The sequence below is a fragment of the Bacillus stercoris genome (assembly GCF_029772985.1).
Classification (GTDB): domain Bacteria; phylum Bacillota; class Bacilli; order Bacillales; family Bacillaceae; genus Bacillus; species Bacillus stercoris.
Genome location: NZ_CP121861.1, coordinates 982,146 through 996,343 on the forward strand (window position 1 = coordinate 982,146; position 14,198 = coordinate 996,343).

The 14,198-nt window shown below is 44.9% G+C and carries 15 protein-coding genes and 1 riboswitch; of the genes, 11 read left to right on the plus strand and 4 right to left on the minus strand.

From position 1 onward, the window contains the following. The first annotated feature begins 114 nt into the window (after positions 1 to 114). From QA442_RS05075 to QA442_RS05085, 3 genes are read left to right on the plus strand one after another with little or no spacing between them, the layout of a single operon-like run. The gene (locus tag QA442_RS05075) at positions 115 to 1,308 is read left to right on the plus strand and encodes an efflux RND transporter periplasmic adaptor subunit (protein WP_095431879.1); all 1,194 of its coding nucleotides are present in this window, start codon (positions 115 to 117) and stop codon (positions 1,306 to 1,308) included. Then, entirely contained in the window at positions 1,292 to 1,981 is a 690-nt protein-coding gene (locus QA442_RS05080) for an ABC transporter ATP-binding protein (RefSeq protein ID WP_014480848.1), read from the plus strand. The genes QA442_RS05075 and QA442_RS05080 overlap by 17 nt, the downstream gene beginning before the upstream one ends. Further along, positions 1,974 to 3,200 (plus strand): ABC transporter permease, encoded by a 1,227-nt coding sequence (locus QA442_RS05085; protein ID WP_095431878.1) that lies wholly within the window; start codon positions 1,974 to 1,976, stop codon positions 3,198 to 3,200. The genes QA442_RS05080 and QA442_RS05085 overlap by 8 nt, the downstream gene beginning before the upstream one ends. 33 nt (positions 3,201 to 3,233) lie before the next feature. On the opposite strand, the gene QA442_RS05090 is transcribed toward QA442_RS05085, so the two are convergent. From QA442_RS05090 to QA442_RS05100, 3 genes are all read right to left on the minus strand, one after another. After that, on the minus strand, positions 3,234 to 3,644 hold the full coding sequence (locus QA442_RS05090; protein WP_014665358.1) for an acid stress-sensitive anti sigma factor RsiO: 411 nt from the start codon (positions 3,642 to 3,644) through the stop codon (positions 3,234 to 3,236). Between the two features lie 60 nt (positions 3,645 to 3,704). Continuing rightward, on the minus strand, positions 3,705 to 4,862 hold the full coding sequence (gene oxdC, locus QA442_RS05095; protein ID WP_014477958.1) for an oxalate decarboxylase: 1,158 nt from the start codon (positions 4,860 to 4,862) through the stop codon (positions 3,705 to 3,707). A 120-nt stretch (positions 4,863 to 4,982) separates the two neighbouring features. Next, entirely contained in the window at positions 4,983 to 5,135 is a 153-nt protein-coding gene (locus tag QA442_RS05100; RefSeq protein WP_003244090.1) for a YvrJ family protein, read from the minus strand. Between the two features lie 201 nt (positions 5,136 to 5,336). Between QA442_RS05100 and sigO the strand changes: the two genes are divergently transcribed. From sigO to QA442_RS05125, 5 genes are all read left to right on the plus strand, one after another. Next, positions 5,337 to 5,867, plus strand: coding sequence for an RNA polymerase sigma factor SigO (gene sigO / locus QA442_RS05105; protein WP_095432025.1), 531 nt, complete (start codon positions 5,337 to 5,339; stop codon positions 5,865 to 5,867). Positions 5,868 to 5,870: 3 nt separating this feature from the next. Continuing rightward, positions 5,871 to 6,110: a sigma-O factor regulator RsoA gene (rsoA, locus tag QA442_RS05110; protein WP_014665355.1), complete on the plus strand. Its 240-nt coding sequence runs from the start codon at positions 5,871 to 5,873 to the stop codon at positions 6,108 to 6,110. A 151-nt stretch (positions 6,111 to 6,261) separates the two neighbouring features. Then, positions 6,262 to 6,975 carry a two-component system response regulator YvrH gene (gene yvrH / locus QA442_RS05115; RefSeq protein ID WP_041521425.1) on the plus strand — a complete coding sequence of 238 codons (714 nt, stop codon included), beginning with the start codon at positions 6,262 to 6,264 and terminating at the stop codon, positions 6,973 to 6,975. Next, the gene (gene yvrG / locus QA442_RS05120) at positions 6,972 to 8,714 is read left to right on the plus strand and encodes a two-component system sensor histidine kinase YvrG (RefSeq protein WP_095431877.1); all 1,743 of its coding nucleotides are present in this window, start codon (positions 6,972 to 6,974) and stop codon (positions 8,712 to 8,714) included. Before yvrH ends, yvrG begins: the two co-directional genes overlap by 4 nt. Positions 8,715 to 8,785: 71 nt before the next feature. Next, positions 8,786 to 9,664, plus strand: coding sequence for an SMP-30/gluconolactonase/LRE family protein (locus tag QA442_RS05125; RefSeq protein WP_095431876.1), 879 nt, complete (start codon positions 8,786 to 8,788; stop codon positions 9,662 to 9,664). 36 nt (positions 9,665 to 9,700) lie between these two features. On the opposite strand, the gene QA442_RS05130 is transcribed toward QA442_RS05125, so the two are convergent. Continuing rightward, entirely contained in the window at positions 9,701 to 10,492 is a 792-nt protein-coding gene (locus QA442_RS05130; RefSeq protein WP_095431875.1) for an SDR family NAD(P)-dependent oxidoreductase, read from the minus strand. Positions 10,493 to 10,644: 152 nt separating this feature from the next. Further along, a riboswitch (cobalamin riboswitch) is annotated at positions 10,645 to 10,784 on the plus strand. A gap of 106 nt (positions 10,785 to 10,890) precedes the next feature. Between QA442_RS05130 and QA442_RS05135 the strand changes: the two genes are divergently transcribed. Genes QA442_RS05135 through QA442_RS05145 form a run of 3 tightly spaced genes read left to right on the plus strand, consistent with a single transcriptional unit; the run spans position 10,891 to position 14,187 of the window. Continuing rightward, on the plus strand, positions 10,891 to 11,835 hold the full coding sequence (locus tag QA442_RS05135) for an ABC transporter substrate-binding protein (RefSeq protein ID WP_095431874.1): 945 nt from the start codon (positions 10,891 to 10,893) through the stop codon (positions 11,833 to 11,835). Then, positions 11,798 to 12,859 (plus strand): FecCD family ABC transporter permease, encoded by a 1,062-nt coding sequence (locus QA442_RS05140; protein WP_095431873.1) that lies wholly within the window; start codon positions 11,798 to 11,800, stop codon positions 12,857 to 12,859. Before QA442_RS05135 ends, QA442_RS05140 begins: the two co-directional genes overlap by 38 nt. Then, positions 12,859 to 14,187 (plus strand): ABC transporter ATP-binding protein, encoded by a 1,329-nt coding sequence (locus tag QA442_RS05145; RefSeq protein ID WP_095432024.1) that lies wholly within the window; start codon positions 12,859 to 12,861, stop codon positions 14,185 to 14,187. The genes QA442_RS05140 and QA442_RS05145 overlap by 1 nt, the downstream gene beginning before the upstream one ends. The last annotated feature ends 11 nt before the right edge of the window (positions 14,188 to 14,198 follow it).

The window sequence follows — 14,198 nt, forward strand, 5'->3', positions numbered from 1 at the left end:
TCTATTTGATTCCGTCATTTCAATAAAAAGATTGCAAGTCTTTTTGAATTAATAGATAATATTGGTTAGAATGTTTCGAAAATATTACAATGTTTACAGAAAGAGGAGATCGTTGTGTCCAAGAAGAAAAAATGGCTTATTGGCGGTGCGATATGTGCCGGTGTGCTTGTATTGGCTGGGATCGGCGCTGGCGGTTTTTACTTTTTTACTCACATGAACCAAATTGCCGTATCATCGGAGCCCTATGCTGAATCGGTAGCGGTATACATGGGAGGAGATTCAGAATCAGGCCAAACGTTTTCTGGAAAGGTTGAACCTGAAAAACAGCAGAAAGTATACATAGATTCAGAAAAAGGCAGTATTAAAAAAACATACGTCAAAGAAGGCGATCAGGTTAAAAAGGGCGATAAGCTTTTTGAGTATGAGGGTGAGGATCACTCTGATGAAATAGAGCAGGCTAACTTGCAAATCGAAATGACAACTTTGCACATCAGCCGTTTGCAAAAATCAATAACAGAAACGGAAAAGAAGCTGAAAGCGGCAGGGAAAGAAGAGAAAGCCCAGCTTCAAGATGAAATTGACCAAGCCAATTTCGATTTGAAAACAAGCCAGCTCGAACTGAAACAGCATCAAAAAGAACTGGCTGGCCTGACGAAAAACAAAGGTTCCAATGTCATTACAAGCAAACATGACGGAATCGTCCAAAGTGTCAATCAGGATATCGCTGACGGGGCAACAGGCGACCAGGCAACAGGCCCGTATATCCAGATTGTTTCGACAGGCAAATATCTAGTCAAGAGTCAAATCAACGAGCTGTTAATGGACACGATCAAAAAAGGCAGCAAAGTCAAGGTCACACTGAAAACAGGCGGTGAGGGCGAGTGGAAAGGAAAGGTCACCTCGATTGGCAAGCTTCCAGCGGGAGCAGGCGAGGGTGAAGAATCAGAAAGCTTTTCTGATGAAGAAATGAATCCTCAGTCCTCTAACTATCCTTTCACCATTTTATTAGACAGCCATAAAGGTCTTGAAGTCGGCTATCATGTCAACATCGAAGTGGTGAGTGATGATGCTGATGCGGATACGATCAAGCTGCCGTCCGACATGGTCATTCAGGATGACGGCGAACCGTATGTGTGGAAAGCTGATGAGAAGCAGAAAGCGGTTAAGCAGCCTGTTGAAATCGGCGAGACTGATGAAAATGACATGGTGGAAATTAAGAGCGGCCTGACGCCGGAAGATTATGTAATCTACCCTGATCCCGCGGTCAAGGAAGGAAAGCAGGTTACAGTCAATGCTGACACTGAATAATATTTCGAAATCGTACAAGCTGGGAAAAGAAGAAGTTCCAATCTTGAAACATATCAATCTGACCGTCCAGGCAGGGGAGTTTTTGGCTATTATGGGGCCTTCCGGTTCTGGAAAGTCAACGTTAATGAATATTATCGGCTGTTTGGATAGGCCAACCTCGGGAACATATACGCTTGATCAGATCGATATATTGAAAGGGAAAGACGGAGCTTTAGCCGAAATTCGCAACGAATCAATTGGGTTTGTGTTTCAAACTTTTCATTTGCTGCCGCGTCTCACCGCGCTGCAAAATGTTGAGCTGCCGATGATTTACAATAAAGTGAAGAAAAAAGAGAGAAGGCAACGGGCATATGAAGCGCTGGAAAAGGTCGGATTAAAAGACAGGGTCTCCTACAAACCACCTAAGCTGTCCGGCGGTCAAAAGCAGCGGGTGGCGATAGCGAGAGCCCTTGTCAATCAGCCGAGGTTTATTTTAGCTGATGAACCGACCGGGGCGCTTGATACCAAATCAAGTGAACAAATTTTGTCACTGTTTTCCGAACTTCATCGGGAAGGCAAGACCATTATTATGATAACCCACGACCCGGACGTCGCCAAAAAAGCTGACAGAACCGTTTTTATCAGAGACGGAGAGTTGGTATTAGATGAGAGAGGGGATATCAGCCATGCTTGAACATATTCGAATCTCCTTTCAATCCATTTTCTCTCATAAATTAAGATCCATTCTGACAATGCTCGGCGTGATCATCGGCATAGCGGCAATCATCGCGATTGTTTCAATGCTAAAGGGCCAAAGTGAGCAATTAAAGCAAAGTATGATCGGCATGGGAAACAACGCGATCAACGTTGTCTACCAGCCGTCTGGCGGTGAAGAGGAGGGCGGCCCTCAGGTATCGTATACATCCGCGCCGCCTGTAGCGGAAGATACAGTAAAGGAGATCAAATCTGATCCTATTGTTAAAGGATTATCCTTATATTACATGTCAGAAGGCGCAAGCGTTTTTCATTTAACAAACGTTTCGTATCCCCAAGTGTACGGAGTGGACGATGATTACTTCGATATGTTCCCAATCCGAATAACCGAAGGGAGAAAGCTGGCGGAAAACGAATTAAACACCACTCACCAAGTGGTGATGATCAATGAAGCTGTCAGAGATGAACTGTTTCCAGAAGGAGACGCTCTGCATAAAAGCATTGAAATGAATGGTGTGCCGTTTAAGGTCGTCGGTGTTTTTAAAGAAAAAAATCAGCAGGAAAGCATGTTTGAAGGCGAATATGCAAATCCGGTTTTGTACGTGCCGAAAAAAGTGTGGCCGCTTATTGAAGGATTTGACGCGCCAACCCAGATTGCCGTGCAGGCTGACTCTTCTGAGCATATCCAAGAAGCGGGTGTAATGGCTGCGGATCTTTTAAATCAGGGACTGTCAGAAGCTGAGTTGGAGAAAGCAGAGTACAGTGTAATGGATCTTCAGGAGATCGCGCAGGAAGTAGAGTCCTTTAATCAGTCATTTGCATTGCTGCTTGGCGGAATCGCCAGTATTTCACTTTTGGTGGGCGGTATCGGCGTCATGAACATTATGCTCGTTTCCGTAACGGAGCGCACGAGAGAAATCGGAATTAAGAAAGCGCTCGGTGCTAAGCGGCGTGTGATTTTATTTCAATTTTTAACCGAGGCTGTCGTGCTGACAAGCATTGGCGGAATACTCGGTGTGCTGGCGGGCTTCGGCATCGCCAAGCTGCTGACGGTCATTTTTCCCATGCCTTTTATCGTCTCCATTCCAGCTGTTGTCGGAGCACTCATCTTTTCAATGGCAGTCGGCATTATCTTCGGCTTGCTTCCGTCCATCAAGGCATCGAAGCTTCAGCCTGTAGACGCGCTGCGCTATGAATAAAAAGAACGCATCCAATTGGAATGCGTTCTTTTTTTAGCTGGGAAGTGCTGAGTTGCATTTGTCTAAAATCAAAAATACGGCTGCGATGATCATTTCTTCAGTGGTAGACAGCCAGATGTCGCTGATCATTTCGTCTGTTGTATGAGCAGTCATCCATAAAAACAGAAGCTGGACGATGCCTGCTAGGAGAATGAATAAGCGTTTGTCTGTCTTGAAAAATGTAAAACTATGTATCATCAGGCGTTCAAATGGTTCTAGGAATAGCCCAAGGATAAGAAATAACACAGCAAAAAGCAGGACGTGAGCTGCTGAGCGATAGCTCGTTCCCGCTAAAGAAAATAATATATAGATGACAGCAAAATAGGTCAACACCACTGCTGCTGCGGCCAGCAAGTATTTGATGGAGAGCCGCAATAAAAGTTTTGAAGACGTTTGATGTTTCACAGGTTCAGCTCCTTATGAAGGCTTGCAGAGAACGAGTGCTCTCTGCAAGCTGTAAGTCTATTATTTACTGCATTTCTTTTTCACAACTGGGTGCTTCTCTTTTGAAAGCACATCAGTAAAATCTTTGCCTAAGTCAAGGTGCGCTTGAACAAATGTTTCAGGAAGCATAGCAAGCCATTGGTTTAAAGATACATCGGCATAATGGTCGTCTTTGAAGATTTCTAAAAAGACAAGCGGTTCATCCCCAATGTTTTCAACGTAATGACCCATTGCAAATGGTACATATCCGACATCACCGGCTTGGTAGTTAAACGTTCTGGCATGGCCGTCAGATGCAAAGACGGTCATTCTTGCTTTACCGGAGATGTAGTATTGCCATTCGTGTGTATTCGGATGCCAGTGCAGCTCTCTCATGGCGCCGGGTTCTACTGTTACGAGCGCTGATGCGATGGTTTTAGACACCTTGAAGTTTGTCGAATCTGCAATGTATACTTTTCCTCCCTCAGATTCAATCGGCTCTTGTTCAAGAAGGCGGTAAGTAAATGGATAAGGAACTTCGCCGTTTGGCCCTTCCACAATGTCATCTTTTAAGCTGCCAGGGAGTTGGTTTTCAAATATATATTTTTCTTTGCCTGGCAAATTAGCAATCTCTTCTTTTGTCACGCCGAAGTTCGCAGCAATCACTTCTTTTGGAGTGTGGGCAAGCCAATCTGTCAGCTGGAAAGTGCTGTTTTCTGAGAATGATCCATCGTCAAACACAAGCAGGAATTCAGCCCCCTCATCCAGCGCTTGGATAGAGTGCGGCAGGCCTGACGGGAAGTACCAAAGGTCACCTTCACCTACATCATCAATAAAGCTGCGCCCTTTTTCATCAACAATTGTGACTCTTGCGCTTCCGTAAATCATATAAGCCCATTCTGCTTCTTTATGCCAGTGCAGCTCGCGAATGGCGCCTGGCTTCAGTCGCATATTTACAGATGCAAGGTTTTCTGAAATCGGCAGTTCACGTACTGTCACTTCACGGGCATATCCGCCTTTTTCTAATCGGTTATGAGTGTCAGAGAACGAAAACTTCATATTGCTGACGGTGCCATGATCGGTTTCAGGCGGAACAAGCATATCAGGGTTTTGCCGGTCTCTTTCAATATTGCGGGGGATTTTTACCGTTGCTCCTTTGTCTCCTCTAATTGGCTGCGGAATGTCATTTTGTTTTTTCATGAAATGTTTCCTCCTTAGATTTAATTGTGATAGCAGAAAGAGAAGGTGAAAGGCCTTTCGTTTTCCCTTCTGTTTTGTTAAGTGAAAAAAATCAGTGAAAAGTCAACTTTGATTGAAAAATTATTTTTTTGCATGATCTTTCAGTTCTGTCATTAGTTCTATGAGTTGATCAAACTTCTTTTCAAATCGGGTCAGCAGGTACATTGCAATCAGCGCAGGAAATCCCAAATTGCCGATTTGTTTTACGACTTCCTCTATAAAAACCTGATCCATAGGAAAATACCTCCTTTCTTTTTCTGCAGTCATGTATGTAAGTGAAGGAAATCCGATAAAACGTAAACTGCTGCAAAGTATTTTGGAAGACACTAGTCGGAAAGTAGTAGTTTACTTTTTTTTGCTTTCCTTCATTTAATTTAGTAGGGAGGCGGTTTGATGGACTATCAAAGTCTTTTACGGTCAAAATGTAAGGAGATAATGAAGCATCCCATCGTGAAGCATTTTTTGAGCAATCCTCAGCATTACCGTTTGTTCAAAAACGTAATGGAAAGCCCTAACGAAAAAGATGCAAAATCATTGGACGAGCTATTTAAGCAGTTTTATAAAGAAATCCGCATCGTCAAGTATATGAATTCAATGATTCGCATCTTTTCTATTGATTTTGATAAGCGGGTTCGCAAAAATCAAAAACGGTATCCGCTGACGGTTGATCATCCGGAGGCAGGAGATCGACTTCCTTCCGAAACAGGAAGCGATGCATTTGAAGAGTTTTTAGACCGGCAGCATGATTTGAGTCAGCATGTTCAGGATTATCAGCTCTACCAAGCGATTCAGAATCTGACTGACAAACAAAAAAGCGTGCTGACGAAAGTGTATCTTCAGGGTGCCACGATGCAGGAGATTGCAGATTCATTAGGGGAGTCCCGGCAAAACATTTCCAACATTCATAAAAAGGGACTGGAGAATATCAGAAAGCAGCTAGCGGCGCAAAAAAAGGGGGAAAAGTAAGCTGTGAACGGCCAGTTTGAACAAAAAAAGAAACAAAATGACGAGACTTTTGACATTGAGCACCTGATTGCATGCTTTTCACCGATGATCAGAAAAAAACTCAGCAATACGTCCTATCAAGAAAGAGAAGATTTAGAGCAAGAGCTGAAGATCAAAATGTTTGAAAAGGCTGATATGCTTTTGTGTCAGGATGTCCCGGGATTTTGGGAGTTTATTTTGTACATGGTAGATGAGAACTCATAATATTTTCATATAAAAAAACATCAAAAGGGAGCGCTTGTTTGCTCCTTTTTTGCTGTTTTGATTTGCCAAGCTCCAATGTATTCAAAAATGTACCATAAATAAACGATATAATGATAAGATGAAAAAAACAGTGACAGAAAGGAACATAAAAGTGGAAAATGCGTCAATTTTAATCGTAGACGATGAGAAAGCGATTGTGGACATGATCAAACGCGTTCTCGAAAAAGAAGGTTATCGAAATATACTGGATGCGGCAAGCGCAGAAGAAGCGATTCCTGTTGTGAAGGCCAATAAGGTTGACTTAATTGTGCTGGATGTCATGATGGGCGGAATGTCCGGTTTTGAAGCCTGCACGCTGATCAGAGAGTATTCAGAAGCTCCGATTTTTTTCCTGACGGCAAGATCATCCGACGCGGACAAATTATCGGGCTTTGCGGTCGGAGCTGATGATTATATCACAAAACCATTTAATCCGCTGGAATTAGCGGCGCGGATCAGAGCGCATCTCAAGCGTACATATCAATCGAAAGAAACGAGTTCAAATCAAACCTACACATATGATTATTTTACTTTTTCTCCGCAAAATGCCGAGCTGATTGTAGGCGGGGAAGCTGTTGCTTGTTCAGCCCAGCTTCTGCAGCTTTTGCAGTATTTTTGTGAACACCCCAACGTGGTGCTTTCCAAGGATCAAATATATGAAAAAGTATGGGGCTACCCTTCCTATGGTGACAACAACACCGTCATGGTTCATATTCGCAAGCTTAGGGAGAAGATTGAGCGCGATCCGAGCAATCCGGAGTATATTGTAACCGTTCGAGGTCTCGGCTATCGTTTTATCCCAAATCCTGAAGGCAAGCGGTCATGAGGTTAAGATGGAAGTTTTTGTTTCACTTTTTCGGGCAGATGCTAATTGTGATCCTGCTGCTTACGGTGATGCTTGTTGCGTCGTTTTTCTATTTAGACGCTCGTTTTAGCGATGCGGAATCCAATTCGGGACTGACGAAGGCGACGACCGACACACTTGAAGCATATCTCGATGTAAACGAAGACGGGACATGGGAAGTGGATAATTTCCTGAAGAAATCTGTCGATAAACAGCACGGCTGGATGCAAATCATTGATTCGGAAGGAAACACTGATTATTCCTACGGAGTGCCAAAAGACGTGCCGGGCACCTATACCAAGAAAGAGCTATTGTCTATTTATAAAATCAAAAAGCTTCATAACTATAAACTGAATTATTGGGCCATCAATATTGAAGATAAGTCGTATCTTCTATTGTTCGGCTGGAAATCAAAGAGTGAACAGCTCCTGACTTCCGTAGAAAAACGCGAACAAAAGATAGACGCTCTAGCGCACTATAAGTCCAGCACCATCGACTATATTAAGCAGAAAAAAGGCGCTATCTACCTGTTAGACAGCAATGGAAACATTCTCGACAGCATCAACAGCACAAAAAGCGAAAGAAAAACGATGAACCAGCTGGAGCTGCTGAAATACAGCTCTAAACCTTGGAACTATAAGCGGGAAATTTCCGTTAAGATTCTCAATAAAGACAGATGGATGGTCGCTACGGTGCCGAACCCTGTCTATGTAACCGATCAGGAGTTTAACAAATCATTCCTGAAGGTTGTATTAAAAGCGATGTTTCTTGTTATGGGCGTTTTGTTCATGTATATCATTTGGATGACCGTTTGGTATATGTTCCGGTTCGGGCTGCCGATTTTTCACACGATTCGATGGCTGGTCAATTTGTCAAAAGGGAAGCTTGAGGAACCCAGAAACCGGGAAGGCCATCCTGTCAGCAAAAATAAAAAGGGGAAAATCAAACAGCCGTACCGCTTCTTCGGTGAGATATTTGAATCAATGGATCAGCTGACTGAAACGCTGAGAAGGGATAAAAGAAACAGGGAAAAAATCCAGGCGACAAGGGAAGAATGGATTGCCGGTTTGTCACATGACTTAAAAACACCGCTCAGCAGCATTTACGGCTACAGCATGATGCTCGAGTCGAAGCAGTATGACTGGTCGCCGGAAGAAGTGAAAGAAATGGGGCAGGTTGTCAGAGAAAAATCTGAATACATGTCCAAGCTGATTGAAGATTTAAATTTAACGTATCGGCTGAAAAATGATGCTCTTCCTATTGAGAGAAGGCTTACCAGCCTTATCCCGTTTTTTAAAAATGTCATTGAGGATTTTAAGAAAAATCCGTTTTCTGAAGGGTATGATATCTCGTTTGTATCCAAAGAAGAGCATATTGAATTTGCACTTGATGAAGCGTGGTTCAGGCGCATATTAGAAAATCTCCTTGGGAATGCCGTGAAGCACAACGGCAAAGGAACAGAGATTCAAGTCATTCTGGAACAAACAAAAAATCATATTTCTTTAAAGGTGAAGGACAATGGGAAAGGAATGGATGAAGAAACGATTACCCATTTGTTTAACCGTTACTACAGAGGGACGAACACAAAAGATTCAACTGCCGGAACGGGTCTCGGGCTCGCGATTGCCAAGGAGCTTGTCCATCTGCATAACGGAACGATCCATGTGAACAGCAGAATGGACATTGGGACGGTCATTACCATCCTTTTTAAAAAACAATAAACATCAAGTGGTTTGGACACCTCTTTGCCGGGAATAACAATATATAGACTGAAGCTAAAGAGGTGTAACACATGGATGCAGTATTGGAAGCAGACACTAGGGCAGTGATTGGAGAAGGCCCGTTATGGGATGAAGAAAACGGCCGCTTATATTGGGTTGATATCTTGGGGAGCGAGCTCCACATTTTTGACCCTGAAGAAAAAATTAACCGATCAATCAAATTCAAATCCTTTGTGACGGCGCTTGCGAAATATTCAAAGGATGAACTGATTATGACGATGAAGGACGGGTTTTACCTGTATCATCTTCGGGATGACAGCCTGGAGAAAATTAAACAGCCAAAGGACATGCATGAGAGCCTGAGATTTAATGATGCTAAATGTGACCCGTACGGAAGGCTTTGGGCGGGGACGACGAGCATGGAAGGCGAGCAAAAACAGGCGTCGCTGTACCGTTTGAATCTAGACGGAAGTCTTGTCAAAATCAAAGATCGAGTTTCTACCTCAAACGGTTTGGATTGGGACCGCGAGCGGAATTTGATGTATTACATCGACACGCCGACGCAGGAGATTGTGCGCTACAGCTATGACCCTCAAAGCGGAGATGTTTCAAATCCAGAACCTGTCTATCGTTTTGACCAATCAGACGGATTGCCGGACGGCATGACAATCGACCAAAATGGCATGCTGTGGGTGGCGCTGTTTGGCGGCAGCCGCGTTGTTCACATTGACCCGTTTGAGAAAAAAGAAATCAATTCAATCAGCGTGCCAGCCAAGTATGTCACGTGCTGCGCGTTTGGCGGCAGAGACTTAAAAACCCTTTACATTACAACGGCAACGGAACAAATGACAGAAAAAGAAAGATATGAGCAGCCTCACGCTGGAGGGTTGTTTTCAGCACAACTGGAAACAGGCGGATATCAGCCGGTACCATTTGCTGGAGACGTATAAAAAAACGCATCCGATAGACGGATGCGTTTTTGCATGTTACAGAGAACGGATAATGCCGCCTTCCACACGCTGTGCCGTGCCGTTAATGGCGGAGGCGGCGTCAGACGCGAGGAATACGATTGTGTTGGCGACTTCTTCTGCTGTCGCATATCGCTGAATAAGCGAAGTCGGCTCATTGACCTTGAAATAGTCTTTGATAAATGTATCTGTATCCTGGCCGGCTGCTTGTGCGGCGCCTTCCATATAGGATGCCACGCCCTCTGTCCAAGTAGGCCCCGGAAGCACTGAGTTGACCGTCACATTCGTGCCTTTTGTCATTTCAGCCATTCCCCTTGACAGGCTGATCAGCGCCGTTTTTGTCATTGAGTATGGAATCATCGTTGGCAGCGGTTTGATGCCTGCTTCACTTGCAATATTTAAAATGCGGCCGCTGTTTTTGGCAAGCATCTTTGGAAGGAAGTGCCGGCTTGTCCGAACAGCGCTCATCACGTTCACTTCGAAATATTGATTCCACTCTTCATCTGTCACATCGGCAAAGTCTTTTACCTCGAAGAAACCGAGGTTGTTGACAAGGATATCGATGTCACCGATTTCATTTACTTTTTCAATAAAAGCCGCTGCTTCATCTGTCTTTGACAAATCGGCAGCCGCACCGTGCACTGTTCCGTATTCAGAAAGCTCTTCAACCGTGCGATCGACAGTCTCCTGTTTGCGTCCGTTGACAATGACTGCCGCACCCTCTTGCAGAAAGCTTTTTGCGGCGGCTTTCCCGATGCCGGACGTTGAGCCGGTGATTAAGACGAGTTTGTCTTTTAGCTGTAAATTCATAAGAATCATTCCTTTTGATTGATGATGGTATTAAGTATACAAGATCAAATTTAGTGTTTACGAGGATTTTGCTCCCATACACAATACGGGAAAAGTCATTCAGGACGCATATACAAGCCTGTCAGTCATATAGTATAATTACTCCGAAAAAAGGATACGAATGTCAAATAGGTGCCGGTCCGTGGACAACAGCCGGCTTAATAGGGAAACCGGTACAAGCCGGTGCGGTCCCGCCACTGTAATTGGCCAAAGCGCCAAGAGCCAGGATACCTGCCTGTTTGATCAGCACGAATTCTGCGAGGACAGATGATGTGTAAACAATAGGCTTTTTTGTGTTGTTTACAGCATCTTTACCGTCGTAGAGATGCTTTTTTTAGTTCTTTTAGGAGGAAAAGTGTATGAAAAAACGAGCCGGGATATGGACTGCGCTCCTGCTGGCCGCTGTTATGCTGGCAGGCTGCGGCAATTCTGCGGATCAGAAGGATTCCAAGGCAAAACAAAATACAGCAGCGTTCCCTGTCACCATTGATGATGCGTCAAACCAGGATGTAACCATCACAAAAGAGCCGAAAAAGATTGTTTCATTAATGCCGAGCAACACAGAAATTACATATGCTCTCGGCCTCGGTGACAAAGTGGTCGGTGTCACCACAAACGATACCTATCCAAAGGAAGTCAAAAAGGTTGAAAAAGTCGGAGATATGAATGTAAACGTTGAAAAAGTCATTTCTCTAAAACCAGATCTCGTTCTGGCCCATGAGTCTTCCATTTCAGCATCAGCGGATGCCATTAAACAGCTGAAGGACGCGGGCATTACCGTGCTGACTGTCAATGATGCACAATCATTCTCCGAGGTGTACAAATCAATCGAAATGATCGGAGAAGCAGCCGGGGCGGAGAAACAAGCCGATCAGCTCGTGAAAAACATGAAATCAGATGTAAAGGATATTCAAGAAAAAGCGAAAACCATTTCAAAGGACGAGGAAAAAAGTGTATTTATCGAGGTTTCTCCCGATCCTGACATTTATACAACCGGAAAAGATACGTTCATGAATGAAATGCTGAATGTCATCCATGCTAAAAACGCAGCGGCGGATCAGACTGGCTGGGTGCAAATGACAGACGAGGCGATCGTAAAACTCAATCCTGATGCAATTGTTACAACGGACGGTGTGAAAGCGAAAGCTGTGGAAAAACGCGATGGCTGGAGCGAAATCAATGCTGTGAAACATCATCGTGTATATGATGTGGACCCTGATCTTGTGACACGTTCCGGTCCCCGTCTGATCGAAGGGGTCGAAGAACTTGCGGAAAGCATTTACCCGGATACGTTTAAGGAATAATCGTTATGCCGCATATATCATTGGTTTCTCATTTTTAGCCGTGAGCATCATCTTAGGAATTTCTTGCGGCAGCCTGCATATTCCTATTCCCGCTGTTTTTCGTGTCTTTTGGCATCAAGGCTTCGGCGGCTCTATCGGTTCTGATGATCCGATGTACACTAATATTATGATGAATATCAGACTGCCGAGAGTTGTGCTGGCCGCCCTTGTGGGGACGGCTCTTTCTATCGCAGGGGCCGCTTTTCAAGGATTGTTGAAAAATCCACTTGCTGATCCCTATACGCTAGGTGTGTCATCCGGTGCTTCAGTCGGAGCTGTTGTGACTCTGTTCTTAGGTCTGCACCTTCCTGTCATCGGAGGGTTTACACTCCCGGTTGTGAGTGTAGCCGCGGCACTTGCCACGATGGCGGCGGTCCTTTTCTTCAGCCGCCTCGTTCATGCTTCGATGTCTGTTTCCACCCTCATTTTGACCGGTGTCATCACCAACTCTTTTTTGGGCGCATTTATTTCTCTTATCATCGCCTTGACAGGAGACAACCTGCTTCCGATTGTGCATTGGCTGCTTGGCAGCGTCTCAATGAGGGGCTGGAGCTATGTTATTTTGTTTCTCCCGTTTTTTCTTTTGGGAACCATTTTATTGATTATAAACGGAAGGGAACTGAACGTGATGACATATGGAGAAGATAAAGCAAAGCTTCTTGGAGTCAGCGTTCAGCAGAGGAAGATGATGATTCTAATAGCCGGATCTCTTTTGACGGGAAGCGCTGTGGCAGTATCGGGTACGATTGGCTTTGTCGGCCTTGTGATTCCGCATATCACAAGGCTTTTGTGGGGAACGGACCATCGGCATTTACTGCCGCTGTCCGCCTTGCTCGGGGCAGGGTTTCTCGTTTTAGCCGATCTGCTTTCCAGAACGATCATTGAGCCGATTGAACTGCCGATCGGGATCATTACGTCCTTGGCGGGAGCGCCTGTGTTCGCTCTTATTTTAATTCGGCAGCAACGCGGGAGGAGAAGCTTATGATGAAGGCAGAAGGGTTGTCGGGAGGATATGGCGACAGCCGCCTAATCAACAATGTCAGCTTAACAGTGGAGAAGGGAGAATTTCTCGGAATTCTTGGCCCTAATGGAAGCGGAAAAACCACGCTTTTGCACTTGCTGACAGGTACGCTGCCGGCCAAGGAAGGCAGGCTTTATCTGGCCGGAAAACTGCTGGCGGACTATAAACCGAAGGAACTGGCGCAAATCATGGCCGTCCTGCCGCAAAAAACGGATCAAGCCTTCACCTTTACCGTCGAAGAAACTGTAGCCTTTGGCAGATATCCATTCCAAACGGGGCTGTTCAGACAGCAGACTGAAAAGGATGAAGCCATTGTACAGGAAGCAATGGAGCAAACAGGAGTGGCCGCTTTTGCGCAAAAGCCGGTCCGCGAACTAAGCGGAGGGGAACAGCAGAGGGTGTATTTGGCCCAAGCTTTGGCGCAGCAGCCGCGTATTTTATTTTTGGACGAGCCGACCAATTTTCTCGATCTGGCTTATCAAAAAGACCTGCTTGATCTGATCAAACGCTTGACGAGTGAAAGCGGATTGGCAGCTGTCAGCGTTTTTCATGATTTGAACACCGCAAGCCTGTACTGTGATGGGCTCATGTTTATGAAAAACGGCACTGCAGGGCCTAAGCAAAAACCGGAATATGCTGTTACAGAACATCGCATAAAGGCGGTGTACGATACAGATGTCACCGCCTTGGTTCATCAAAGTACACCTAAACCGATGATTGTGATTCAGCCTGAAAAAGACAGCGTGAAGTGCCAGTCTATCCCATTTGAGACATTGCTCCAAGCGGGGCGTGATGATATTCTTCTGCAAACGGAAATCCCGCTTCGAACATTATCCTCGACGCCTATCGGTGCAGGGTTTTCGTGGAGCAGAACGCTGATCCATAAACGGCTGCCAGATCAGTCAGATCGGATAAAAGGACTTGCAGCCTATCTTTCAAAGAACGGTTTTCAACTGGAGGAAACGTGTGCGACCGCATCTTCAGAAAGGCTTGACCGTTTCGTTTATCGAACGTTTGAGGATGAAGAGTTATCTGTTTTCATATGCGTTCTGATCGGATTTTCCATTTGGATTTTGATTAATGGCTATGCGTCAGATCAATTCTTCATCAAAGCTCTTATGGCTGCCGAAGCAGAACGGACGAAAGTGCTGGGAGACAGACGAGATACAGGTGATATTCTCGTCGCCGCGACCCAAACTCAGCAATCCGAAAACACAGAACAGCGGCTGAATCAATTGATAAAGAACAGAACAGCTGAATGTGTAAAAGAGGCTGCTGAGCTGTTTGAATAAGTCTGTGTAAA

What these genes read in the sequence shown, in the direction of transcription:
- sigO (WP_095432025.1), top strand. Translation starts at nt 5,337, where the DNA reads ATGAAGCATCCCATCGTGAAGCATTTTTTGAGCAATCCTCAGCATTAC.
- QA442_RS05135 (WP_095431874.1), top strand. Translation starts at nt 10,891, where the DNA reads ATGAAAAAACGAGCCGGGATATGGACTGCGCTCCTGCTGGCCGCTGTT.
- QA442_RS05130 (WP_095431875.1), bottom strand. Translation starts at nt 10,492, where the DNA reads ATGAATTTACAGCTAAAAGACAAACTCGTCTTAATCACCGGCTCAACG.
- QA442_RS05100 (WP_003244090.1), bottom strand. Translation starts at nt 5,135, where the DNA reads ATGGATCAGGTTTTTATAGAGGAAGTCGTAAAACAAATCGGCAATTTG.
- QA442_RS05125 (WP_095431876.1), top strand. Translation starts at nt 8,786, where the DNA reads ATGGATGCAGTATTGGAAGCAGACACTAGGGCAGTGATTGGAGAAGGC.
- QA442_RS05145 (WP_095432024.1), top strand. Translation starts at nt 12,859, where the DNA reads ATGAAGGCAGAAGGGTTGTCGGGAGGATATGGCGACAGCCGCCTAATC.
- QA442_RS05080 (WP_014480848.1), top strand. Translation starts at nt 1,292, where the DNA reads ATGCTGACACTGAATAATATTTCGAAATCGTACAAGCTGGGAAAAGAA.
- QA442_RS05085 (WP_095431878.1), top strand. Translation starts at nt 1,974, where the DNA reads ATGCTTGAACATATTCGAATCTCCTTTCAATCCATTTTCTCTCATAAA.
- oxdC (WP_014477958.1), bottom strand. Translation starts at nt 4,862, where the DNA reads ATGAAAAAACAAAATGACATTCCGCAGCCAATTAGAGGAGACAAAGGA.
- yvrG (WP_095431877.1), top strand. Translation starts at nt 6,972, where the DNA reads ATGAGGTTAAGATGGAAGTTTTTGTTTCACTTTTTCGGGCAGATGCTA.